Raw genomic sequence first — 25,702 nt, 5'->3', positions numbered from 1 at the left:
CTAACAAATATAATGTTAATGCTATGAAAAAAAATAAAGAAACCAAAAGTTCAGCATTTTATCAACAACAATATCGGCAACGTCTAAGAGAACAAGGTTTAATTAAAAAAGAAGTCTGGATTTTACCAGAAAACGCACCAAAATTACTTGAGATTGAAAAAATGTTTCGACAAACTCAAACAAATAACAATAATAGCTTTAACGATAAACAGGGAAATAATGTAATGAAAAAAAACGAAATTTGGACAATAGCAAATCTTTATGATGCATTAATAAATTCTGATATATTCAAGCAAAACTTTGCCAGCCTTGAAATAATTGATGGTATTGATGCTTGTTTACATATTATTATGCATGAATATGGTGATTTACCACTTTTTTTAAGTATTTCCAATCAACAAATTATAGTAGAGGCACTGCTTTGGCCAGTTGATATAGTAACAGAACCAACTCAATTTAATGAAGAAGTTTTATGTACTCGCAAGCTATTTCCATTATCAACGATAGCCATTGAAAAAACAGGAGATGGTTCATTAAATTACATCATGTATGGAGCATTAAGTTCTTCCTCATTATTAAGTAATATTATTTATGAATTAGAAACACTGTCTGATAATGTAATTAAAGCTACTGAAGCCTATGAACATTTTATAAAAATTAACTAATTGAATTTAAATCAATAATGAGAGGTTAACAATGACTATTTTCAAAAAATTAGTGACAGCGCTTCGTGGTAGTATAAATGAAGCTGGTGAATCAGTAATAGACGCACAAGCTTTACGAATTCTTGATCAAGAAATAAGAGATGCTGACGCTGAATTAAAACAAGCTAAAGAATCATTAGCCAATTTACTCGCTCAACAAATAATGGCTGATAAAGAGGTACAAACTACCCAAGCCAAAATAGCTGAATATGAAAATTATGCTCTTAAAGCATTAGAAAGTAATAATGAAGGATTAGCTTTAGAGGTAGCTGAAAAACTTTCAATACTTGAAAATCAAAATGAGAATCATAAAAAACAGGCGACATATTTTGCTGAAAGTGTAAAAAATTTGCGTCAATCCATTTCACAAACAGAAATAAATATACGCAATTTAAAACAACAAGTTGATATTGTAAAAGCAACTGAAAGCGTACAAAAAGCACAATCAGCTATTGCCCAACGTTATGGTGGTTCAACAGCTAAACTACAAACAGCGCTAGATTCTCTAGAACGCATAAAAAAACGTCAAGAAAAAACAGCTGCAACCATTGAAGCTAAAAATGAATTAGCTATGTCAGAAGGTCAAGATTCACTTGATAGTAAACTTGAAGCTGCAGGTATTAAGTCAGGTAATCAAGATGCTGTAGCTATTTTAGCAAAATTAAAAAATAAGCAAGCGAATTAAATTATTGGTTTTGGTATTTTTTTGTTAAAATAAATATCAATAATAATAAAAATGGAATAGCTAGTTCATGATGACTAGTTTTTAAAAGTGAAGGAAATATAATGGAGCTTTTCTGGGGAATCTTTTTTTCTTTTCCAGTAATTATTTTTAGTGGGTTATTAACATTATGCGTCTTATACTGGTTAGTGGCAGCAATTGGTATATTAAGTATTGATTGTTTAAATATTGATTTTAATATAGATAGTATTAATAATGTTGATGGTTTTGGAACTGAGATACCCACATCGTCCGGATTTGGCGGCTTATTAATGAAATTCGGTTTTAATGAAGTACCAATGACATTAGTTATCACTTTAATTTCATTAATTGGATGGTCTATCTGTTATTTTTCTTTTCGTTTACTCATTTTACCTTTATATGATTATGTTTTACTTTATTACTTAATCGGAACATTAATTTTTGTTATAGCTTTCATCATAGCTGTGTATCTAACCGCATTTATCATAAAACCCATTCGACCTTTCTTTAGAAAAATTAATGCTACTGAGAGCTATAAATCACTTCTAGGTCAAATAGTAGAAATACGTTCAAGTACTGTAAATAACAACAAAGGTGAGGCTACTTTAGATAATGGTGGTGCGGGTCTGATATTACAAGTTAGATGTATCGAATCATACCAATTCAAACGTGGTGATAAAGCTGTATTATTGAAATATGATACTACCAATAATAGTTATGAAATTATTAGTTTAAAAGATTTTAATGGATAGTGAGGATTAATTTATGGAGAATAGTAAATTATGTATATAAGTACTAATACAGTAATATTTTTTCTTTTAATGATAGCAATTATCGCTCTTGTTATTTTTGGTTTTTTTCTATTATTTAAAGCTTTTTATATCAAAGTGCCACAAGGTACAGCACTTATAGTCAACGATCTTAGCTCAAAACCGAAAGTACATTTCACAGGGGCATTAGTTTATCCTGTTATCTATAAAAAAGAATTTATGAAAATATCATTAATTACTTTTGATGTAGAGCGTCGAGGGAAAGATGGTTTGATTTGTCAAGATAATTTACGTGCAGATATTTGTGTTGCTTTTTATTTACGAGTGAATGAAACGACAGAAGATGTGTTAAAAGTAGCAAAATCAATTGGTGTCGATAGAGCTTCAGACCAAAAGGCAGTGAGTTCTCTCTTTAGTGCCAAATTTTCTGAAGCATTGAAAACTGTAGGTAAACAGTTTGAGTTATCCAAATTATTCGAAGATCGGATGAATTTTCGTGAACGTATTATTGATGTTATTGGTAAAGATTTAAATGGTTATGCCCTAGAAGATGTTGCCATTGATTATTTAGAACAAACTCCTATTAAATCACTGGATCCAGATAATATCTTTGACGCTGAAGGTATTAATAAAATTACCTCAATCACTGCTATTCATAAAGATGAAACCAATAAACGCGAAAGAGATCTTGAATTAGCATTAAAGAAAAAAGACACCGAAACAATCGAAGCAAAACTTGAGCTTGAACGACAACAAGCCGATGCAGAAGCACGTCAAAAACGTGAAATTGAGACAATCAGAGCGCGTGAAGCGGCAGAAACATTGAAAGTTCAAGAAGAAGAACGTTTGAAAGCTGAACAGGCCAGAATTCAATCACAACAAGAGATCGAAGTACGAGAAGAAAATCGTTTACGTGAAGTAGAAGTAGCACAACAAAATCGTCTTCGTGCCATTGCAATCGAAGAAGAGCGAGTTGAGAGGGCCAGGTCACTTGAGATCGTTGCCCGTGAAAGAGAAGTTGAATTACAACGTATTGAAAAAGATAAAGTACTCGAAGAAGAAAAAAAACTTATTGCTAATGTTATTCGTGAACGGGTTGCTGTTGAAAAAACCGTTGCTGTTGAAGAAGAAAATATTAAAGAAGTTCGAGAAGTATCAAAAGCAGATCGCGAAAAACAAACAACTATTATCGAAGCAGAAGCAAGAGCTGAGCAAGAATTAGTTAAACAAGTTAAGCAAGCGGAAGCCGATGAACAAGCATCAAAACATCGTGCGATTGAAATCAGCACTATCGCACAAGCTGAACTTGAGGCAGCTGCTAAACAAGCTGAGGCGAAAAAGCAACTTGCTCAAGGTATTGAAGCTGAAGAAGCAGCAATCGGCTTGGCTGAGGCAAAAGTACGCAAAGCACGAGCAGAAGCTGAAGAAAAAGAAGGATTAGTTAAAGCAAATATTACAGCCGAAACGTTATTAGCTGAAGCTAAAGGTAACCAAGAAAAAGGCTTATCAGAAGCAAAAGTTATTGAAGCTAAAGCTATAGCAATTGAAAAACAAGGTTTGACTGAAGCAAAAGTACTGGAAGAAAAATTATCAGCACAAGCTCGTGGTGATGAAAAAATTGGTTTGGCAAAGGCTTCGGCAACCAAAGAACAAGGCCTTGCTGAAGCATTGGTAATTCGCGAACGCTTAATTGCTGAAGCAAACGGCTTAGTTGAGAAATTCCAAGCTATGGGAACAATGAATGAACAATCGCAAAGCCATGAAGAATTCCGTTTAGCGTTAGAAAAAATCTTTGAACAAGCAATGGCTGCTATTGCTGCCAATAAAGATATTGCTAGAGAACAAGCTGATGTTCTTGCTGCAGCGTTTAGTAAAGCTAATATTGAAATTGTTGGGGGTAATGATAACTTCTTCAATAGTTTCTCTAAAGCAATTAGTGTTGGTAAAGCAATTGAAGGTACTGTTAATCAAAGTCCTGTTCTTCAATCTGCATTACAATCAGTATTGTCTCGCTTATCAGGAAATAAAAATGTCGATCTTAAAGAAACGTTAAAAAATACTGATTTAAAAGCATTAGCAAAACAATTTTTATCTTCCAAAAATGAAAGTGAATAACAATACTTAATTTGATAATTCTTATTCAGAATTATCACTATTATCTGTTTTCGGTAGAGTTATATATTTCTATCGAAAACAAATAAGCTTTTCAGCATATTGATTGATGAGTTAAAAATGGCAGAAACACAACAAGATAATCAACAACCCACCACATTAGATAAAGCAGTCGCAGAAGGCGGAGCTTATGAAATTCTTCGTAAACGTCTAACATCATTAGGACAAGAATTAAATCAACAAACCGAAGCATTAAACCAAAAACGTCTTACCGAATTTGGCAAAAGTGACATGTCAATCATTAACCGAATTCGCATTAGGACTGAAAATAATTGTATAGCTCGTGATATTGTTCGTTTTGGTGACTGGTTATTATTTGGTTATAACGTTTTTTTAGGACTAAAAAAAGAAACTAAAATTGAAGATGTATTCTCACTTTATCAACTTGTTGAAAGGGATGGTAATTATGAAGCCGATCCCGTTAATATTTCTGAAACATTTTTAAGCATTGATCGTTTTGTTCAAGATTTTAGCGAACTTTATACTTATTATAAAAATGCCCAACTACTTCAATTAGTTGAACGTGATGGTAAATTACTTGCTAGTTTTCAAATTGGCGAACGCGTGAATGATATACGTGTTTTTCGCTGGTCTATTTCCAGTGATAAAAAAACCATTACTTATATCGATAATCGTGGAGAACGAGATATAGCTTTACCTCCAGCTTACGATTTCGAATGGATAGCAACAACTCGCGAGAATATTGTTAATGGACGTTTTTCACATGTAAATATTTTAGATACCGTTTTTGTCGAAACAATTGGTGGTGATTTAACCATTAAATGTGAAAACAATACAAATGATGGGCTTGGCATTTACCGTGAAGATGTAATTGATAAAAACCAATCAATCAATGATGCCAAAATTGAATATGCAAAAGTTGGATCACTAATCCTGTTAAAGGTTTTACCGTATCGCGAAGATAATTGGCGCTATTTAATTTATAACAGCTTAACGCAAAAAGTACAAAGAATAGATTCTATCGGTCAAGCTTGTATACAACTTCCGGAAGATCATGGTGTCATCTTTCCCGGTGGTTACTATTTGCAAAATGGTGAATATAAAACTTTTGATCAGTCTATGTCAGGCATGCGATTTAGACGCATTAGACGCTCACCTAATGGTGAAGATGTTTTATATATATTTTATGATCCTAATTCCGGGCGACTTGCTTTGTTCAATTACAATATGATTGAACGAAAGTTGGATAACCCTATTTTTGGTCACGGTTATGCAGTTTTCGAAGACGGGCGAATGGTGGTCTTTGAAGGTCAAAATGATGAACCGACTAGGGTTCATCCCATGCAAATCTGGCAAACACCTTTTTATAGCGACGAATTCGCTGCCCAGCAACCGCAAAATAATAGTTTTTTAGGTAAAATTGGTAATGCCGAACTTGTTCGTGGGATTTCCGATCTCTACTTTATTGCTCGTCAAATTGATAATCAAAGTGTCTCATCTCAGCTATATAGTAAATTAAGCGAAGATACAAAACGATTATTTGATAACTATTTTTGGCTCAATGATGAACAAAATTTATCAATTGCACCAATTTTACGTAATATTTCACAAACAAGTGAATTGGTGCTTGACGAATATGAAAAAGTTGAAAGTATCCGTCGCCAATCTGCTAGCGCCATGCGTGAAGCAATATCCAATCAACAAGATCTATTAGCTAAACTTTATCCTGATGGCTGGCAAGCAACACAAGAATATGTCGATGCACTTAATGCGATTAAGTTGCAATTAGGTAGTTTAGTTACATTAAGAACTTACCGTTATATCGATTTAGATCAAATTGATACAATGGAAAATGAACTTAAGGAACGCCAATCATTAGTCACATTAGCGACAGCTCAATTTTTAGGTAGTGAGAAATCGTTAGAACCCTTTATTTCTAAAATAGATGATATTGAAAACAGTATTCCAAAAGCAGATACCGTTGCTAAGCTTATTGAACCAATAAACATATCAGAAGAAATGTCTGGCGATTTAGATATGCTTTCTCAATTAATCGCATCACTAAAATTTGATGATGTCACATTGCAGACTAAAATCATTGAGTCTATTGCGGAAGTTTATGCCAAGTTAAATCAAACCAAAGCCAGAATTAATCAAAAAAGAAAAAATCTTTCCAATATTGAAATGGTTGCTCAATTTGGTGCACAATTTAAACTATTCAACCAAAGCATCACCAGTGCATTAAATTTAGCTACTACCCCAGAAAAATGTGAAGATGAGCTCGCACGATTGTTAGTCCAATTAGAAGAATTGGAAAATCAATTTAGCGAAAGCGAAGAGTTTCTTAATGATATTTTAGCTAAACGAGAAGAAATATTAGAATCTTTTGAAACGCATAAACAAACATTAATTGAAGAAAGATCAAGACGCACTGAAGCTCTACTCACCGCAGCACAACGGATTTTAGACAGCATTCCAAGAAGAACAGCTAAATTTTCGAATCTTACCGAACTTAATGCTTTTTTTATCACAGATCCATTAGCATTAAAAATTCGAGAAATTGTCGAAAAACTAAGGGCATTATTTGATAATGTGAAAGCTGATGATATTGAATCACAATTCAAAAGTGCCAAAGATCAAGCTATTCGATCTTTACGTGACAAATCAGAAATATTTGAGTCAGGTGGCAATGTTATTAAACTGGGACCTAGACATAAATTTAGTGTTAATACTCAGGAACTCGATTTAACTATAGTTGTTAAAGATAATCATCTGTTTTTACAATTAACAGGAACTAACTATCAAGAAAAAATAGATCATCCTAAATTAGAAAGTTATAAACCCTATTGGATGATTTCTTTAGAATCAGAAACACCAACAATTTATCGTGCTGAATATCTTGCCTACTCAATTATCAGTTCGGCTTTAAAAAATGAATTCGAGTTTACTTATGCCGACTTAATTAGTCAATTAAATCAACCCGATATTTTAAACAAAACAGTACGTGATTATGCAGCTATGCGCTACCGAGAAGGCTATGAAAAAGGTATTCACGACCATGATGCCATGAAAATTTTATCTAAGCTAATTCCTCTTGGTGAAACAGCCGGTTTACTTCGTTATAACCCATTAGCACGTAGTATAGCTATGCTCTATTGGCATTATAATCAAAAAAATGATATTGCTAAATTATGGCCTGAACGTGCTAAAACTTGCATGGATATTTATGTTCTATTTGGTCATGATGAAGGTTTAACAAATCTCCGTAGTGAAATAGCGGCAGAAATATCTAAATTTTTGCAAACAAATCCGATACAACATCAACAATATCATATCAAACAAGCCGCTGAATATTTAAGCTATGTATTAATTGAAACTCCACAACAATTTATTTTAAGTAAATACAGTGGTTATCTTTTTGAAGGCTTAAAAACGCATTTAGAACAATCTCATATGTGGGTAGGTTTTAACCAGTCGCAATTAAATCTTAATGAACGGATTGCTGACCGTTGGCATTTAATTGAAAGTTGGTTTAAAGGACTTTGTACATTAGAGCAATATCAAAAAATCAGTAATTATATCGCTGAAGCAGTCGTTTTATGTATGTTTAGTAAAGAAAGCAATATTACAACCACTATCAGTGAAGTTGATCTTGAAATTTCTGTTGATGATTTATTAGGCGAACATCCTCGTATTATACAAGGTAGATTAAATATTAATCTAGACGATTTCTTTAGCCGTATGCGTCAACAATCCAGAGTCATTATCCCTGAGTTTCAAGATTACCAATGTTTACGCCAAGAGGTACTCAATGAACAACGAGAATCATTACATCTTGAGGAATTCAAAGCCAAACCATTAACGTCATTTGTGCGTAACAAATTGATCAATCAAGTCTATCTTCCAATTATAGGCGATAACTTAGCAAAACAGATGGGGACAGTTGGTGAAAATCGCCGTAGTGATTTAATGGGATTATTATTACTTATTTCTCCTCCGGGTTATGGTAAAACGACCTTAATGGAATATATCGCTAATCGACTTGGCTTAATTTTCATGAAAATTAACGGGCCTGCCTTGGGTCATAGTGTAGTGTCATTTGATCCAGAACAAGCTCCTAATGCGACAGCACGTCAAGAACTAGAAAAACTTAACTTAGCCTTTGAAATGGGTAATAACGTTATGTTATATATCGATGATATTCAACATACTAACCCTGAATTCTTGCAAAAATTCATTTCACTTTGTGATGGTTCACGGCGCATTGAAGGGGTATGGAAACAAAAAACCAAAACATACGATCTGCGAGGTAAGAAATTCTGCGTTATTATGGCAGGCAACCCTTATACTGAATCAGGCGAAGTATTTAAAATTCCTGACATGTTAGCCAATCGTGCCGATATCTATAATTTAGGTGAAGTGTTAGGCGGTATGGATGAAGTATTCGCTTCAAGTTATATCGAAAATTGCTTAACCAGTAATCCAATTTTATCTCCAATGGCATTACGAGACCTAAATGACCTTTATCTATTTATCGATCATGCACAAGGTAAACCACTCAACACCAATGAATTAAGCTATGCCTATAGTCAAGCTGAAATTAGTGAAATTATCGCGGTACTTCGCCACTTATTAACAATTCGTGAAGTAGTATTTAAAGTCAACCAACAATATATAATAAGTGCAGCTCAATCAGATAAATATCGAACCGAACCCCCATTTAAATTACAAGGCAGCTATCGAAATATGAATAAGTTAGCCGAAAAAGTATCGGCAGTAATGAATGATGAAGAGCTTAATCAAATTATTGATGATCATTATCTTGGCGAAGCACAATTACTCACTAATGGTGCAGAAGAAAATTTACTTAAGTTAGCCGAAATCCGTAATCAACTCACAGATAAACAAACCAAACGTTGGCAACAAATAAAAAACGACTTTATGCGTAATAAATCGTTAGGTGGTGATGAAACTAATACAGGTATACAAATTGTCACTCAACTTGCTGATTTGGTACAAAGTGTTCAAGCACTAAAATTATAATAAAGCGATTGTAACTAATTGAGAGCAAAAATAGGGAAATAGATAATAAATGAGAAACAAATTATCTAACCCTATTATTGTTCTTATTATCAATATTATACTTTGTTAGAAACAGACTATTTAGTTTGATAGTAATTCACTCAATTGCTAACATAAAATAACAATAAATTATTTAATTGGTATAAAAGCAATCCTTTTTTAAATACTTTTTTTATTACTTTCTGATTAATCTATTAATAGAAGTGAAATCTAAAAGATGCTATTCACAATATCCATTTAAAAATCTATATATTTTTAATAAATGGAAAGGATTAATTTGGTAAAAAATCTGATCAACGTTTATATTTAGATTATAGTGTGCATGAATTTTATTTAGTTAATAAGAATAATAGAACTTCCGATAAAACAAAATGATAGATGTTACTAACAAAATAATAATTTTTGATTGAAATTATAGATAGCAAGTATATAAAGTGTTTTTTGAATAAAGAAATAGACGTAGTTATATAATATGTGAAAATGAAATGAATATATTTAAAAGTGCTATCTAATGGTATGCCATAAAGCAACCTAACATAGTTGTTAGTTTTTATAATAGTTATTGATGAATTTGATTTGTTATCCATTTATGGCTACGTGAGGTTATTCAATCAATGAAACGAAGCAAACACGGAAAATAGGAATAAAGTAAGGAATGATAATGAAAAAGGTATTTATTTTACTAATTATTTTTTTAACACTAAATGGTTGTGCTTTATATAATAATTATTATGAAAATGAAGCAGGAATTTCGGAATATCGATCTAATGTATTGGCTAGTATGTGTAAAGTTGATATTGAAATAGGCAAATGCTCAGAAAAAATTAAGAGCGGTTATGATTTATTTGTAAGAATAAAAAAGAATACTCATATATATTTTGTACATAATGCGGAGTTTCATAATTATTTAGTTGCACCCATTGAAAAATATAAAATTGAACAACAAATTTCAGAAATAAATCAATTCATTGCGTGGGCTGAATTGGATGAAAAAACCAGACTAAAAACTGATTTCCAATTAGATAAACAATCTCCTTTTGCCTTATATGTGACAGAAGACAATACTCCATATCTAGCACTACAAAATTTGGATGATTATTTTATCCATAATATTGTAAAATATCTGTTGATAGATAAAGAAAATGCAAAAATAATGATAAAAGAGATCATGGCTATCAAAAAATCATTTTTTAACGATAATGCATATAACTAACTGTCATGCATTTTTTTTGCATAAAATTTATAGCAACCAAATAGATATTTATATTAGTCATAGCTGGTAACATTAATTATAAAACTAGCTGACTAAAACTCAGTCTTTTATATATATTAGAAACCATAACACATTGTTTTATGCATAAAAGATATTGTTAAAGATTATCACGGTAAAACAACAAATATTACCAACAAATTAACCATATTACGCAATACTAATATGGTAACAAGATTTAGCAACTAGCTAAATTATATATAAATACAACAATTTTAGATTCATTTTTCCTTACCAAAATATGCATAAAATAAATCTATTAACCCAATATTCACCTTTAACATTGCGTCCATTAGAGTGTTAGCTGATAGGCAATTAATGTCTATCTAATTAAACTTAAGATACCACACTTACCTAAATAAGATAAAAATATACTATTACTAACAACCGGTACTATTAGTAATAAGTCTAAAATTAAACAATATATTATCAATTTATTTAAAAATACCAGTTAAAGATCTTAAGATAGAATAACTGCACTACTGCGATATCATAGATAGCGACGACGATAATAATAATTATATATCGCATCAAACGCCTACAAATATTCATGATAAAGTTAATTTTTAGTGTTTAATTTCAGAAATTGGTTTTTATAAACCGAAAATGGATAGTAAATTTCTTATTTTTAAAATTTAGAATAACCGAATTTAAGAAAATAGAAGGAACTATGTTGTTTATCATAAAGCGAAAAAAATAGATATGATGATGCTATTAAGTCACAAATCCCAAGCTATGACCGACCGCTATAATGATAGTCGTGGACGCTAATGAAAGTTCATGAAAATTTAACCTACTTACATGATAGGTAGCCATGTAGTATTCAAAGATACCATTGGAGACCAACGTTTAATGCCATTTCGACGTGATGAATTGCCGTTTGGATGGTATTTTCGTAATGGCGATAATTACTTATTAAGTTCACCGCAAGGCAAGGTTTTAAATGGTTTATCTGCCAATTATAAAAACGACCATCGTATTACGATTAAAACTATAAATGGACAACAATATATTAACGTGCCAACGGCATTTGCTCCAGATGGGCGTGGTTTTTTTGAGCGAGCAGTTAATGGAACTACTCGGCAAGTAGGTAGCTGGGAAGATGATGCCATTCGAGAAATTTGGGGGCATTTCGACACTGGCATCGTTGACTGTCACGGTCTATATACTCGCGGCGCGTTTGTAGGTGCGAATGCAATCTATCCGGAAAATGGTGCATTTGCACCAAAAAAGGAATGGCCGGCATACGGCTACGATTTTCGTGCATCAAATGTAGTACCAACAGCAAATGAAAATCGCCCACTTAACATTGGTATGACACCTGTAATTTACCTTGGAGTTTGATATGATTAATTATTATTTTGATAATACAGATGAACTAAAACCGTACACACATCAATTAGAGGCTAACGACGACACAATGCCACCTGACAATGCGTTACGGATTGCTCCTGAATTTAAAGATGGATTTTGTCCGTGTGAGCAAGATGGTAAATGGGTTTTAGTCGAGGATAACCGCGAAAAAACAGCCTTTAATATAGAAACAAAAGACGCCGTTAAAATTGACTACCTTGGTGAACTTAAAGCAGGATTTACGTTACTTGAGCCATTCGAATTTTGTAAATGGAATGGTGAAAAATGGGTGGTTGATGATGAGCAGAAAAGTACCTTTATTATCAAACAACAACAATTAAATATTGCAAATTTGCTATCTGATGCTAACAATGAGATAGATATTTTGAATGACAAAATAGAGCTTGAAATAGCAACAGATGATGATAAAAAACTACTGAAAAAATGGAAATTTTATCGTATACAGCTAAAATCTATTGATACAAATAAATTAGATATTGAATTACCAGAGAAGCCCTAAACGGGCTTTTTGGGGAATATAACATTAATGTCTGATACATCAATACGAGTAAGAATAATTCTATATTTTTTCCACTGCTTGAGTTGCTCCTCTTCGTTTGATTCCTGCATGTCTAAATCGATAACATCTTTAAATAACGATATTTTTTCATTGGCTTCATTAATTAGTGAATTCTTTATAACTTGATTTTGCGAGACAATTTGTTCGTCAGACAAATGAATAGAGTCGGGTTCAACCAGCTTTAGCTTTCCTTTTACCTCTTTTAAAGTTTTGCCTTCTTCATTCGCTTTAATAGCCATTTCTGCGTATTCTTCGTTCGTATATGTCATAATCTTATCTCCTCTAATAACCGCAAGCTAACCATCTAAATACTGGCTGAAGTGCAACTAATGATGGGTGATTGTTATAAATATACAAAACAAATCTATCGTTATAAATTTGTGGTATACAATTTGTTAAATAATTCCACCCCTGATTTATTGATATCTGCTCTAGTTGAGGCGTCCAAAATGTGGTTGAAAATGGTGTTATCATATTAAATGTTACGCCACCACCAGATAATGCTCCGACATCGCCAATTTTTCGTGTTCCACCCTGCATGATAAAACCGTTCGAAAAACGTTGGTACCAGCTGTCGCCATTTTGATATGATTCAGTAATATAGGCTCTGTTATTCAGCTCCGTTAATTTAGATTGAATCTCTGAGATATCTGTAATGACCGATTTTCCATTTACTTTCGGTGTTTTTTCAAAATTAATTTGATCACCTATCATGTAAATAGGTACATTATTTACCATCGTTTTAGTAGCAGCTAAAGCCCCGATATCATCAGCACTAGGCTTATTATTCGGTGAATAAACTCTTTCACCATTTTCTGTTAATTCGTTAATATTTAATGAACCTGAAATTGACTGATTTTCTTTTCCACTTTTTTGTATGAAATTTGATGTATCAATGGATTCTTTGGCATTTTTAGCGTCTATTGCTGATTGTGCAGCGTTAGCTTCTGATGTTTTGCTATTTATTTCTGATATTTTAGCTAACGCAGCACTATTACTTGCTTCTTTAGCAGATTGACTAGCTGCTTGTGCGGATTTTGATGCGGTTTCAGCACTTATTTTGGCACTACTTTCGCTGTTTTTCGCTGAAGAACTGGCGCTATTTGCACTAGTTGCAGATTGATTAGCTAATTCTGCGCTTTTCGTTGAACTTTCTGCCAATTTTTCGCTTGCTTTAACATATTCTATTAATTCATTTGCAATTGAATATTGCGATTTTATCGTAACAACTCTACCATCTGGAGCAGTTAGAGTTACCTCCCCCTCTCCTGTTAATATTGACTGCCACCCATCCATCTGTTTTTGATAATAATTAAGCATTTCAGATAGTCGCAACGCTAAAGCTTCAATTGAAACTTTAGGAGCAGTCGGAATTTCGTAACTAACGCCAGCTTTAGTCACTCCATTGTATTTATTTGCTAAAGTTAATTGTGTATCAGACTGAATCGATGCAATTTCATAAATTTCAATTGTTTCTGCTGTTTTTAATATCAGCATTTGACCAGCGCAAACCCCAATTAAAGGGTTTGTCCACTTAGTATCATTTCCTATTACTGTTTTACTGCCTTGCTCTATATTAACAGAGCCTTCTTTATACCAAGACATATGTTTCCTCAAAATTTGAACGTGAAAAAACCGCTACAAAAGTATTTTTTAGAATATCAATTAATTTTTAGTTACTAATAAACATAACGTTTTTGGATATGTAAAAAAGCAACATTCTGGTCTATGAAATCCTATTGCTGCAACTTTGTTTCCATTTGTATTTTTTTTGAAAGTTAGATTATTTATTAGATATTCAATTTTTAATGATTGCCATTTTGGAATAAAATGACTAAAACTTCCCTGATCTATACCTATAAAATAATTATGATAAGCGTCACTATCTTTACTAGTTTTTGGATGATATGAATATCCCTTAACATATAATTTCACAACATCAATGTTATTAATTTTAATCAAACATTCCCCATTATAACCATAGGTTGTAATAAATATCTGATGTAAGAAAATGTTTCTATCATAATCCGTTGGGGGTACTGTAATAGATTGATTAGCATTGAGATAAACACATTTCAGAACGTCACCCTCAATTTGATCTACTTTCAATTTATTAATTTTACAAGTGTCGTTAATTACAACATTGTTTAGTTCACCTGATGTGGCTTTCAATTTTCCTGAAATATCAGCATTTACAGCTTTCAGTTTTCCTTCATTTTTTGATAACTGCCAACCGGAGACACCTTCCTTAAAATTATCTGATTGAATGATATTACCAATTTTAGCGTTAGTAATAGATCCATTTCCAATAGCCGTATCTTTGATAATGACCTGATCACCATTAGTTGTAAAAATAACATTGGGTTTCCCTCCTGCACCATTCATTATTGAGAATCGGTCTTGCAAGAAGATGACGTTTGATTGCATACCTTTATCAGAATTTTCAACCCCCATTGTCATGCCAGCAACATATTGTTGGTCTTTATCATCAACTTCAACTTTCATGGTGCGATGCGCGGAGACTTTCCCGTCGAGATTATTTACAGTCTTACTAACATCTGAAATTGAGGTTGATACTTCACCAACTTTAGTGCCGATTGTTTGGATAGATTGCGCCATTGCGGCATTTTGTTCTGCAGTCGTTTGCTTTAACTCTGATAAATTACTACTTACATCACCATATTTGGAATTAAGCTCTTTTAGTGCAATTGCTGTCGCTTCTTTTTCAGTTAATAAAACAGCATTTGTTTCTTTAATCTCTGCTGATAAGTTGCCGTTTTCAATTCTGCGTTGCTTTGTTTCGCTATCAATTGCTAACGCATTTTCAATAATTGATTTAGCATTCTCAATTGAACTAATAGTAGTGTTATCAATCGAATCAACAAGTGAGTTCCAAGCATCAGTCTGTTTTATTTCCTCAAAAATATGATCGGTTAGATCATTAGTATTGGTACTAGATATACCCCTTACCCACCCAGTCCAATCACTGACATTACCGATTTTATCGACTAAGCGAGCGCGGTAGAAAAATACCTGACCAATGGTTAGACCTGTTTGTGAATAGTTGCAACTTGGATAAGTAACGTTAGTTAATGGCAATGCATTTTCTTCATTTTCATTAGTTGAATATTGAATCTCAGTATGACTGGTGTCACCACTACCAACTGGGAATGACCAACTTAAATCGATGCCAAATACAACGTTGTCACTCGCTGTAAATCCAACAGGTTTGTCGGGTTTGCCTACCTTACCTTTGATATAGGTTGATTCAGAATAACCCCACGGCGACGAAGTTTCAACTGCATTGATTGCACGCACACGAACATCATAAACACCTGAATAAATACCATCTACTGAAAAATTTGTTCCATTTGTGAAACCAACATTAATCCAAGATGAATTATCTTTTCGCCATTGTGCAACATAATTAGTCGCACCATCAACAGCATCCCAAGTTGCATTTAACGATGCTACTGATAATCCTTGAGACACATAACTATTTTCAGTAATCACAATATTTTTCGGGACGGTAACTGAGCTAGGAGGCGTGATAGTTATTGGCTTAGGCTCTATCCTTACACCATCATCGATATATTTGAACTTATCTGGATCGTGTTGAATAGCTGTTATTGTGAATTGCCCATTACCATTTGCTGATATCGATGTTACTCTATAATATTGAATGGCAATATTATCACTATCAATACACCAAACTGCTCCAACGACAGGTTCAACTTTGTAATTAGCTGTAACAGTAATCGTTTTTTTATCTGCACTAATGGATTTTATTGTTCTACTTTGTGCGGTGCCATCTGGCAAATTGATAATTAGACGATCACCTGCTTGATAATCTACGGCCCTGTCTAGCGTTATTTTTCGCCCAACTACTTCATGAATGCGCCCTCCGTTTTCCTTACCGGAAAAAGACGGATCGGCGATACCAATAATCCTGGCAGGCAAAGGGATATAACCATCTAAACCAACGGTAAATGTAACAGCTCCATCTTTTGCATTTGAAAGCAAAGCCCAACGCCCACGCCTATGAGCTTCGGCCTGAGATGTGCAACCAATTGCCGTTAATTTCATGACATTAACATCATATCGACGCATTAAGTCATGATCCCAAACAGCTTCAACATCATCATTATAGTGGTTATTAGGGTCTGAATAAGCAACTAAGCAAGAGGTATAGCGATTTTTATAAGAACCTCCAGAATAAGCAAAATCACCAATTACATTTGACGGATGATAGATAAAATCCGGCTCATCTTGCGGCATATCTGCTGTTAAACATATTTGATCGTTACCCCAAAAAATAATACCACGGAAAGAAGCAACTAGATCTTTAAGTACTGTGTAAGCGTCTTCCTGATTTTGTATATATTCATTACAAGCAAATCTTGGCTCCTTACCACCTTGCCCATCAGATACCATTTGATCACAATATTGGCCTAATTGATAGATTGACCATTTGTCTAACATTGTAGTACCAATTCTTAGCCCCATACCTGCTATTTCATCACGCATAAGATAATAAGCTATCCAAGCAGGATTGTTCGTATAGGCCATTTTGAAACCGCCGGTCCAAATACCTGAATAGGTTCGGCTTATCGGGTCATAATTATCAGGAACAGGAATAACTTTGCCTTTTAACAAACAACTGATTTTAGGTACCGAACCATTAAACTGACTTGCATCTAATTCTAAATACAGTAATGCTGTATTAGGATATCGCATTTTGCTATCTATTACTTCTGCATATGAAGATACACCAAAAGCATTAATTAACTTACTTGACTTAGAATCAGGTGTTATTCTTCTAATACGTATCGTCCAACCTTCTACTGCATCCGGTAAATTGATTCGATGATCACGTTGATATTCTGACGTCGTTTTACCATTGAACTTTCCATTTACTACGGTTTCAAATGCACTTCCATCAGTTGATAGATCAATGGCATATTGAGTTACAGTACCAACTGTATCTCCATTATCTTTATATTGCACATGGGTAGGTAAACTCAGTTTAATTCTTATTGCGTCAAGATCTAAATTAGAAAATGAACGAACCCATGGTTTGTCGGTTTTGATTGTAAACCCAGCCCTTAGCTCGTTACTAATTTCAGGAATACCTTGAATATAATCTTGAGGTTGTGAACCATTACGAAACTCCCACTTAACCCCTGTAAAATTATAAGAACCATCTTGATTAGCTAACGGAGTACCATCAATAAAAATATTTTGTGCTGTTAAATCGCCTTGAATTTCACCTTCACTTAATGCCAAAAGTACTTTGAGTTTTGCTGTAGAAAGTAAGTTATCAGGCTGCTCATATGGTGTATGTGGTTTCTTACTGCCACCTTTTTGACCTTGTATTAGTTGCATATTTCACCTGTTATTGATCTTGTGAATAAATACCGGCGTTAATCACCGCACCACCTATTTCGCGCTCACCCAATAAAATTGGAACCGGATAACCGACTGCATTAGTATTAACTGGCCCACCAAATCCATAATTAGGTTTATTTTCTGTGCTAGATGAAGTACCCGCATTAAATTTAGGTTGGGGAGTAAGCAATTGAACAACGCCACCTAACATCATACTAATACCCATACCTGTTAAAATTGATGTTGCCGAAATTGTACTAGCAGTCATTGCGGCTCCCCATGAAACCAGTGACATACCAGCTGTGAAAAATGCTGCCACCAAAGCTACTGCACCAATAATGACTTGTAAAAAACCACCACTTTTTGCACCTTGCGTTACTGGCATAATCATATAGTTTTTACCATTAACGTTAATATCAAATTCATCAATACCAATATTTTTACCATCAACAAAAAAAGCAAATTTAATTCCCTTTAGATGTGCAGAATTCATATATTTTTCAAAACCTTTTACTGTTGCACATAATGCTCGGAGTAATTCTTTGAAATTTTGAACATTATATTGATGTTTTTTACCGAACTGTTTAGCCATTGCGCCTTTAAGTGTTAAATTACATAACATTGAATAACTCCTTATGCCTAACAATACGTACTGTTCTATCTCGGAAATATTTGCCGTAAGGTATACGTGAAGATAATTGACCATATAAATGATGTAGAATAAGATTATCACCAATATAAATAGCTGCATGATTGGTAACTGAAGCATTAATACGCATCATAATGATGTCACCTGCTTTTATATCCTCAAGATTTACCTCTATAAATCCCTCAGTTTGCCAATTATCGTCATATAGGTTTTCTTTACCACTTTCCCACCATTCTCGATCAACAGAGTAATTATTTAACTTAATGCCATACTCGCGCTTATGGTAATCCCTAATCAAAGACCAACAATCAGCATGACCAAGTAACCATTGGCGCCCAGTGTAGTCTCGGTTTATTCTTGGTGAAATGGTGCAAAAGTCACCATCAGGATACGACATAATTCCCCATTCAATGCCAGAATGGTCACATTGGATACGATCAAATTCAGAAGGTACTAGCTTTGGTACATCTGGATGAGAGTGAATAATCATGATTATTTCCCCTTGTTTTTCTGCTTCAAGTTGCTCTTCAGGGGATATTTCAAAATGTTCGGTTGGTTTATCTGATATATTGTTACATGGTATGTATTTTTGGATTTTGCCTGTATCAACAATCAAACCACACGCTTCATTAGGGTATTCACGTTCAACGTGTTGTTTAATTAAATCTAATAATTTTTGTCGCATATTATTTACCTTGAAGATTCGCTGCAGGAAAACCACCAAACGGAAGTGGATTATTACCATGTCTGGCTTTACAATCTTTTAAAAGCCCGCCACATTCGTCTTTTGATGGGTCATTAGTTGCTAAGCCATCTTTAGTAAAATATTTGTTACCTGCATAATCACAACCGGTACCACTTCGATACCAACCACGCATACACCATGTACAAACTGTTGTTATTTGTCTTGTGGGTAATTGTAGATTTTGAATATCGAACGGTGAACATAATTCAAATTCAACTGTAGTTTTATTTTCTAACGATTTATTATTGATAAAAAATAATTGGACTCGTTCTTGAGTGGGATCAGCTTGTGGATTGCCATCTTTCCAGTTAACAGCATCAAGATATTTTGCCATAGTGGTATGAATTTTAACTTTAGCTTGTACTAAGTCATCATAATCGATACAAAGCCGGGTAACTCTATTATCAATATTCCCGACCGATAATTTTGGTATTGGTTGGGCGCCTGTACTACTAAGTTCTATATTCTTGATTTCGTAAGGATATGGTAGATATTCTTTGCCCTGCCATTTAATAGATGGTAAGTTCTCAGCGGCAAATGACGCCCATCCTTCTACAGAAATATTGTGAGCATGAAATCTCAACACTTCATCAAGTCCAAACTTTGTTCCATCAACTTCTATAAGTTGTATTAATTGATTACCTTCAAGTGTCTGTAGGTCTTGTGTAATTGACATTTATTTTCTCCATAAATGAAAAAACCACCCAAAGGTGGTTTAGTGAATATATTTTAATTATTTATGGCGCATAAGATTGGATAAACTTGAATGAAAGTGAAACAATTTTACCTGCAACAAATTCTGATTCAATGGATTTATTAACCACCCGATATAATTTTTCCTCACCATATGGATTTATCCATTTAAATGATTTGATAATATGTGAATTTAAAAAAGTCCTCACTTCCTTTATCTCCTCATCACGACCGGTATAAGTTAATTCCCATGATTCACTAGCATTATTGATTCCATTACTTGATAATTGAGTATAACCATCACCGAAACTCACCTCATTAATATTTGATGTATCAGTACCTTTTGGTGTACCCATTGTTTTCCACATAAATCTATCTATTGTCATATTTTCCCCAAAACTTTACCTTGACTAAGCCGTATTATCCTACTTTATCGTGCGTGAATAACATTATACAAATTCCCACCAGGCGAAACCGATTTTCTAAAGGTTTCACTGATCTCTTCTTGAATGATCGCCTTAATTTGACTTGTCGCTGCTTGAGGATCAATACTATTATCTGTACTTACAGATGAATCATTCTCTAAAGGCATATTTACCGTGACGTTCGCTGTAATATTTAAACCACTTGATGAATTATTATGTTGTCGAGTCAGCCCAATAGTGGATGGTTGGCCAAGATCAACGTAGCCACCACTTGCATATTCTTTGTTAGCTTCTCTCATTAATGCATAAAGATTGTTTACACCTATTCGTTTTGTTGCTTCTTTAGTAAACACAAACTCACCTTTATGAACTATTCCCGCGGGTTGATATTTATTGCCTGGTCCAGTAAAACCACCTGGTTTATCGTTATAACCAACAATACCACCTAAGGCAAAACCTCGAACATAACCGCCGGTATAAACTGTTTGCAGCCCTCCCGTTGAGGCACCAGCCCCACCCCCAGTCATCCACTTAAATATAGAGCGAAAAGCTTGAAAAATTAACAGTTTTTGTGATATTTCGATGATATTTGCAATAATTGATTTTGCAAAATCCTTAAAATTTAATTTACCTGTATTAACAAATGTTAATACCATACTGGTTAATTGCCCCATTGTGTTTTTTGCCAAATCTTTTGTCATACTTGAAAAATCTTGAGCTTTATTAAGATAGTCTTCAATGCTCGCTGTCAACCAACCAAACCAGCTACCCTGTTTTTTTTCCTCTTCTTCCCAACTTTGCTGTAATTGTTGTTTGATTGCCGTATACTTTTTTATAATATCAGCAATTGCCGATGGATCATGAACACCCTTTTTTTCATTTTCTTCATCTTGTTCAAGTTTTAATAATTGTGCTTTCCTTTTGTCATTTTGCAATGACGCTCCGTTAACAGAATTATCAGTTTTAAATCTATCAATGTATACTTGAAGGTTTTCGAGAAATTTCTCAACAGTTGTTTTTGGATCATTGATATCAGACTGAACTTGCTGATTTTGTTTCATGGAAGTATTATATTTGTTAACAATTTGATGAGTTCCATTCACTTTTGTTGCCATTTTTGTAAACTTATTAGTAACCTGCGCTAAAGAGTTTGTAACACTATTATTTGCCTTTGTCGTATCTATTGCTTTTTTTCTGTAATTATCTAAAGTCTTTGTGGCATCATTGATATTTTTTGTGTTCACTTGAATGGATAATGATGAGATATCTTCTTGCATATATTTTCCTATAAATCATAAAAACATAAGGTGCGAGTTATAAATTTGTAAAATATAATTAGCTACTTATTTTTTTATGGATAATTGGTAAAATTTAATAATTAATTGTCTTACAATAAATAATTATGTTTTTCACGTCATAAGTGAGTCTAGCTATTGAATGTTATTTAATAAGGATAGAACTTCTTAACTTATAAATAGATACGCTTTAAGTTTTAAAAACGGCTTTATTAATTATTTTTTTAATTAAGTCATTATTTGATAAATTACTATTTAATAAATAATCATATATATATAAAACACAAAAAACCGACTTACGTCGGTTATTTTGATTTATATATTATTCTTAAGGCTTCACTTTCCATAATCTGAATATCATTGAAAATATTATCGCTTTCCTTGATATGTTGCATTTTCATTACCCAAGGTAAACAATTATAATCAAGACCCGTAATTCCACCCACAGTCGCTCGCCACTGCGTAGACATGGCACTAAACAATCTAAACGAATCAAGATTATCTTGCCATATCTCAATATACTCATCTTCATAATCAAGCTCAGTTAACCCAAATGCGGCTAATTCCTCTTTGGATGGTTCAGAAGTATAAAGTGCAGTGACGAGTTTGATTAGTTTTTTTCGCGTTGTCCAAATATCTCTTTGTAATAGGTATCTGAAATTGCTTGAACCGTTGCAGGATAGTTATCTAACATAATCTCCAAATTATTTTGATTAAATTCTTCCTCTAAATCCCAACCAGTTAGAATTTTCATTAAAAATTCAGCTACAGACTTATCTTTCAACTCTTCCTCAAATTTAGCAATATCACTTAGTTTATAATGCTTAAAAGTAAATTCGATTTGGCCATTTTCTTGCCCAGGACGAGGAATCAAAACTTTACTTTTAAATGTTGGCTCTGCAACTAATTTGAATTTGGCCATTATTAATTTCCTTAATTTTCAGTTTCTTTACTTTTATAGAATGTAATTGCAGGTGATTCAACTGTTGCACTAATTTTAACTGTTTCAATATCATTAACAGCAGTTTCAGGGGTCGGATCAAAAGAAATGCGAACTGAATCGTAGCGAGTTTCTTTAGCTTTTGGCACATACATTTTCATTGCTACAATATCGTTAGTTTGGTCTAACTCTTGTAATAAAGCATAAATCGCCAACGAACTATCATGAGCAATGATATAATTTTTGCTTTTAGCTGATTTAATCGTAGGCAGTTGTCTTTCTACATTGTCATCAAGAAACTGTATTTGAACAAACTGTTGTTCACCACCTTCTGAAGATACTTCTTTTATTTGTGGAATTTGCTCCCATTCTGTGATTTTTGTTATTGTACCTTTACCTTCACCCGCTGGAAATATATTGGTATTAGTAGTATTAATACTACCTAATGTAACTTCAGTATTATTAACACGAACAATTTTAGCAACAACATTATTTAATTTACTCCATGATGAAGTAATAATAACTTCATCACCCACTACTATTCCATGTCCAGTTTTAAGTACAATTACGGCTTCTTTTGCATTTGATATAGTTTCAAAATTATAGGTAATGTCCTTCGCTTTTTGTACATAAACACGTGCACCATTAGGTAATGCAAAACTCATAGTATAAAATCTCCTATTTATAATTAAATTAATGAATCAGCCCAGTAATTAGACTGTTTGGTACTAGGTAAGTGATTTGATCTAAAACAGTTAGATAAGCACTTATGATTGGATTAGAGTTAAATTTCATTGAGAGTAAACTCTAAATTAGATAGAAAATACTTAACAAGCGTTTCTAGTATTAGTTATGACTTAACTTATTAGTATTAGTCAATTTTACAATGCTAACTTACTAATAATTTTATTAATCCTCGAATAGCCAAGTTGAATATTGGACATTAAATCAGTAGGTACGCAATTATTAATTTTCAATCGACTTGCGGTAGTTGAATGGGTAAATTCTTCTAATGTAAAATGTTCGGTAAGCTTCACTGTTCATCCCCTTTGGCTTTTTTTATTAATCGTTCTTCCAATGCTTTAATCAATGTGGCACCAGACCAACCCGCCAAGCCGGCAATACCACCGGCCAACTCAAAAGCCCAATTAAAATAACTGGCGGCAAGCACCACTAAAGCACCAGCAAATGTGGAAATAAATATTTGCGCTATCAACGTTCCTATTCGGAATTGGTCACCGTTCAAAATGTGATAACAGTAGCTAGCCAACGAACCAAGTGAAGTGATGATGAATAAATAAATGACAACGAGCCAGTTGACATTATCAGGGTCTTTTATCGGCATACGTTTAATCTTCATAATGTGCCTCCGTTTGAGGCTATTGAAATAAGAAAGGGTTAAGCAGCTTTTAGGTTAAATTATTATCTATGATTGTTCTGCCACCCCGAAAAACGAAACAACCCAATATTGGTGTTCAGGCAAATTTTGGATATAAAAAAACCGCAATTAAGCGGTTTAATTTAAAAATACTGTTAATAAGCGTTGATTTTATGCTACCTAATTGTCATTACATTTACAGTCAATTTTAACCTGAAAGCTGGCATTTAGACGAAATGAGAAAATTAGGAGAAATAAAAAAGCCCAACTAGGTAATTGGGCTTGAATTTCGCATATATAAAAATACATTATGGGGTAATTATACATGCGCATTTGCGCAAAGTCAACCCCCTTTAATCATAAAAATTAAAATATCATGATGCTTTTTTGAAAAACTCAAAAATATACCCTTTTATAAAGCATTCCGCTTCATTTAATAAATTAATAATATCATGAGGACGCCTACCTATAACTTTTGCTTGGGCATTACACGATATCCCCCTTAAATAATAAGCAGTTAAAACAACCCAATGTGAATAGTTGGCTTCTTTTAAACTCAAAACCGCATTATCTACCTCTTCGGCTTCAGTTTCAGTTAAATATTGGCGATGATCTATATCGCGCGGGGCACCTTCAAAACCTGATGATTTTGAGGGATATTCAGTTCCGATCCGTGTAAGCACACGGGTATTTTTCCAGGCATTTAAAATCTCTTTAATCTCTCTCATCTCATCTTTCCTTCTTATTCTTTAATTTCATTCATTAGTTAGTCAGGCTTACTCTGTTTAAGTTTTCTACTTCGTGTTTTTTAATTCATCACCCAATCCTCATGGAATATTGAGCAAGCTTTTTACCGTTTTCTGTTTTTATCATCCGTTTATCTATTAAATAACCACTTTGTTTTAAATCATAAATGCGTGCCGCTAATCTAAAACAACTATATTGATTTAACGCTTGTAAAGGATTAATTGTTCGACCACTCTGTAGATGTTGTAAAATGCTTAAACATTGATTTTGCTTTTTGTCACCTTGTAATTTACTCATGGTTACCTCTTTTAGATTGTATTAGTCTGTTCGATATTAAATATGTCTGGTCGAAGTTCGTAAGCTTGCACTTTTCCAGCCGTAGCTTGAACAATTGAATTTACATATTCTGCCGATACTCTCTGCCCTTTTAACCATTTACTAATAGCTGGTTGAGAAACATTGCAACAAATCGCCAATTTTCTTTGACTACCTAAAATTTGTATGGCTCTTGCTATAGGTTCATTCATCTTAACCTCCTTATTGATAATATATATTATCAATAATAACTAATGTTATACCGAAAATCAATAACTTTTATTATTTGATATTTGATAACTTGAGTTATAGAATTGATAATTCAATTACCACGAGATAAAACTATGACTTCATTTACTGATAGAATTAATTTGGCATTGAAAAAATCTGGCATGTCTCAACATCAATTAGCTGAGAAAAATTAAGCTATTGCTAAGTAAAAAAGTATTTAATTCAAAAACAAATCACTTTAAATTGATATTCAAGCCCCCGATGGGGCTTTTTTCATATTTAACCCCTTGCGTTATTCCAT

The 25,702-nt window shown here is 33.3% G+C and carries 24 protein-coding genes; 8 read left to right on the top strand and 16 right to left on the bottom strand.

Translation table 11 applies throughout. The features are described 5' to 3' along the window. Positions 1-23: 23 nt before the first annotated feature. The 8 genes from Q0K76_RS10325 (at position 24) to Q0K76_RS10290 (ending at position 12,535) form a co-directional block, all read left to right on the top strand. Positions 24-665: a YjfI family protein gene (locus tag Q0K76_RS10325; RefSeq protein ID WP_294615373.1), complete on the top strand. Its 642-nt coding sequence runs from the start codon at positions 24-26 to the stop codon at positions 663-665. Positions 666-696: 31 nt separating this feature from the next. After that, positions 697-1,389, top strand: coding sequence for a PspA/IM30 family protein (locus Q0K76_RS10320; protein WP_294615372.1), 693 nt, complete (start codon positions 697-699; stop codon positions 1,387-1,389). Positions 1,390-1,490: 101 nt separating this feature from the next. Continuing rightward, positions 1,491-2,159 (top strand): hypothetical protein, encoded by a 669-nt coding sequence (locus tag Q0K76_RS10315; RefSeq protein ID WP_294615370.1) that lies wholly within the window; start codon positions 1,491-1,493, stop codon positions 2,157-2,159. A gap of 69 nt (positions 2,160-2,228) precedes the next feature. Further along, positions 2,229-4,292 (top strand): hypothetical protein, encoded by a 2,064-nt coding sequence (locus tag Q0K76_RS10310; RefSeq protein ID WP_363322470.1) that lies wholly within the window; start codon positions 2,229-2,231, stop codon positions 4,290-4,292. Between the two features lie 117 nt (positions 4,293-4,409). Beyond that, complete coding sequence (locus Q0K76_RS10305; protein ID WP_294615366.1) at positions 4,410-9,353, top strand: DNA repair ATPase; 4,944 nt, start codon at positions 4,410-4,412, stop codon at positions 9,351-9,353. 700 nt (positions 9,354-10,053) lie between these two features. Continuing rightward, positions 10,054-10,605: a hypothetical protein gene (locus Q0K76_RS10300; RefSeq protein WP_294615364.1), complete on the top strand. Its 552-nt coding sequence runs from the start codon at positions 10,054-10,056 to the stop codon at positions 10,603-10,605. A 909-nt stretch (positions 10,606-11,514) separates the two neighbouring features. Then, entirely contained in the window at positions 11,515-12,006 is a 492-nt protein-coding gene (locus tag Q0K76_RS10295) for a hypothetical protein (RefSeq protein ID WP_294615362.1), read from the top strand. A gap of 1 nt (position 12,007) precedes the next feature. Beyond that, positions 12,008-12,535: a tail fiber assembly protein gene (locus Q0K76_RS10290; RefSeq protein ID WP_294615360.1), complete on the top strand. Its 528-nt coding sequence runs from the start codon at positions 12,008-12,010 to the stop codon at positions 12,533-12,535. Here Q0K76_RS10290 and Q0K76_RS10285 read toward each other — a convergent pair. From Q0K76_RS10285 to Q0K76_RS10210, 16 genes are all read right to left on the bottom strand, one after another. Beyond that, the gene (locus Q0K76_RS10285) at positions 12,532-12,864 is read right to left on the bottom strand and encodes a tail fiber assembly protein (protein ID WP_294615359.1); all 333 of its coding nucleotides are present in this window, start codon (positions 12,862-12,864) and stop codon (positions 12,532-12,534) included. The two genes, Q0K76_RS10290 and Q0K76_RS10285, sit on opposite strands and share 4 nt — an antisense overlap. Before the next feature lie 13 nt (positions 12,865-12,877). Next, positions 12,878-14,200, bottom strand: a complete 1,323-nt coding sequence (locus tag Q0K76_RS10280; protein WP_294615358.1) for a hypothetical protein — start codon at positions 14,198-14,200, stop codon at positions 12,878-12,880. A 60-nt stretch (positions 14,201-14,260) separates the two neighbouring features. After that, positions 14,261-17,980, bottom strand: coding sequence for a DUF1983 domain-containing protein (locus Q0K76_RS10275; protein WP_294615356.1), 3,720 nt, complete (start codon positions 17,978-17,980; stop codon positions 14,261-14,263). Between the two features lie 10 nt (positions 17,981-17,990). Further along, positions 17,991-18,605 carry a hypothetical protein gene (locus Q0K76_RS10270; protein ID WP_294615355.1) on the bottom strand — a complete coding sequence of 205 codons (615 nt, stop codon included), beginning with the start codon at positions 18,603-18,605 and terminating at the stop codon, positions 17,991-17,993. Further along, positions 18,595-19,317 carry a C40 family peptidase gene (locus Q0K76_RS10265; protein ID WP_294615353.1) on the bottom strand — a complete coding sequence of 241 codons (723 nt, stop codon included), beginning with the start codon at positions 19,315-19,317 and terminating at the stop codon, positions 18,595-18,597. Before Q0K76_RS10265 ends, Q0K76_RS10270 begins: the two co-directional genes overlap by 11 nt. 1 nt (position 19,318) lies before the next feature. Further along, on the bottom strand, positions 19,319-20,053 hold the full coding sequence (locus Q0K76_RS10260) for a phage minor tail protein L (protein ID WP_294615351.1): 735 nt from the start codon (positions 20,051-20,053) through the stop codon (positions 19,319-19,321). 61 nt (positions 20,054-20,114) lie between these two features. Next, positions 20,115-20,456 (bottom strand): phage tail protein, encoded by a 342-nt coding sequence (locus tag Q0K76_RS10255; RefSeq protein ID WP_294615349.1) that lies wholly within the window; start codon positions 20,454-20,456, stop codon positions 20,115-20,117. A 44-nt stretch (positions 20,457-20,500) separates the two neighbouring features. Next, a complete protein-coding gene (locus Q0K76_RS10250; protein ID WP_294615348.1) occupies positions 20,501-21,772 on the bottom strand; it encodes a phage tail tape measure protein in 1,272 nt (423 codons plus the stop codon). Between the two features lie 323 nt (positions 21,773-22,095). Then, positions 22,096-22,401 (bottom strand): DUF1799 domain-containing protein, encoded by a 306-nt coding sequence (locus tag Q0K76_RS10245; protein ID WP_294615407.1) that lies wholly within the window; start codon positions 22,399-22,401, stop codon positions 22,096-22,098. After that, the gene (locus Q0K76_RS10240) at positions 22,401-22,712 is read right to left on the bottom strand and encodes a phage tail assembly chaperone (RefSeq protein WP_294615346.1); all 312 of its coding nucleotides are present in this window, start codon (positions 22,710-22,712) and stop codon (positions 22,401-22,403) included. The genes Q0K76_RS10245 and Q0K76_RS10240 overlap by 1 nt, the downstream gene beginning before the upstream one ends. Positions 22,713-22,723: 11 nt before the next feature. Further along, positions 22,724-23,395, bottom strand: a complete 672-nt coding sequence (locus Q0K76_RS10235; protein ID WP_294615343.1) for a phage tail protein — start codon at positions 23,393-23,395, stop codon at positions 22,724-22,726. A gap of 216 nt (positions 23,396-23,611) precedes the next feature. Then, positions 23,612-23,767, bottom strand: coding sequence for a hypothetical protein (locus Q0K76_RS10230; protein WP_294615341.1), 156 nt, complete (start codon positions 23,765-23,767; stop codon positions 23,612-23,614). Next, complete coding sequence (locus Q0K76_RS10225) at positions 23,764-24,090, bottom strand: phage holin family protein (RefSeq protein ID WP_294615338.1); 327 nt, start codon at positions 24,088-24,090, stop codon at positions 23,764-23,766. The genes Q0K76_RS10230 and Q0K76_RS10225 overlap by 4 nt, the downstream gene beginning before the upstream one ends. 392 nt (positions 24,091-24,482) lie before the next feature. Beyond that, positions 24,483-24,836 carry an antiterminator Q family protein gene (locus tag Q0K76_RS10220; protein ID WP_294615335.1) on the bottom strand — a complete coding sequence of 118 codons (354 nt, stop codon included), beginning with the start codon at positions 24,834-24,836 and terminating at the stop codon, positions 24,483-24,485. Between the two features lie 88 nt (positions 24,837-24,924). Next, on the bottom strand, positions 24,925-25,152 hold the full coding sequence (locus Q0K76_RS10215; RefSeq protein ID WP_294615333.1) for a helix-turn-helix domain-containing protein: 228 nt from the start codon (positions 25,150-25,152) through the stop codon (positions 24,925-24,927). Positions 25,153-25,163: 11 nt separating this feature from the next. After that, positions 25,164-25,382 carry a helix-turn-helix domain-containing protein gene (locus tag Q0K76_RS10210; protein WP_294615330.1) on the bottom strand — a complete coding sequence of 73 codons (219 nt, stop codon included), beginning with the start codon at positions 25,380-25,382 and terminating at the stop codon, positions 25,164-25,166. Between the last annotated feature and the right edge of the window lie 320 nt (positions 25,383-25,702).

The organism is uncultured Gilliamella sp. (assembly GCA_945271295.1).
Taxonomy (GTDB): Bacteria; Pseudomonadota; Gammaproteobacteria; order Enterobacterales; family Orbaceae; genus Gilliamella.
This window is presented reverse-complemented; position numbering and strand designations above follow the sequence as displayed.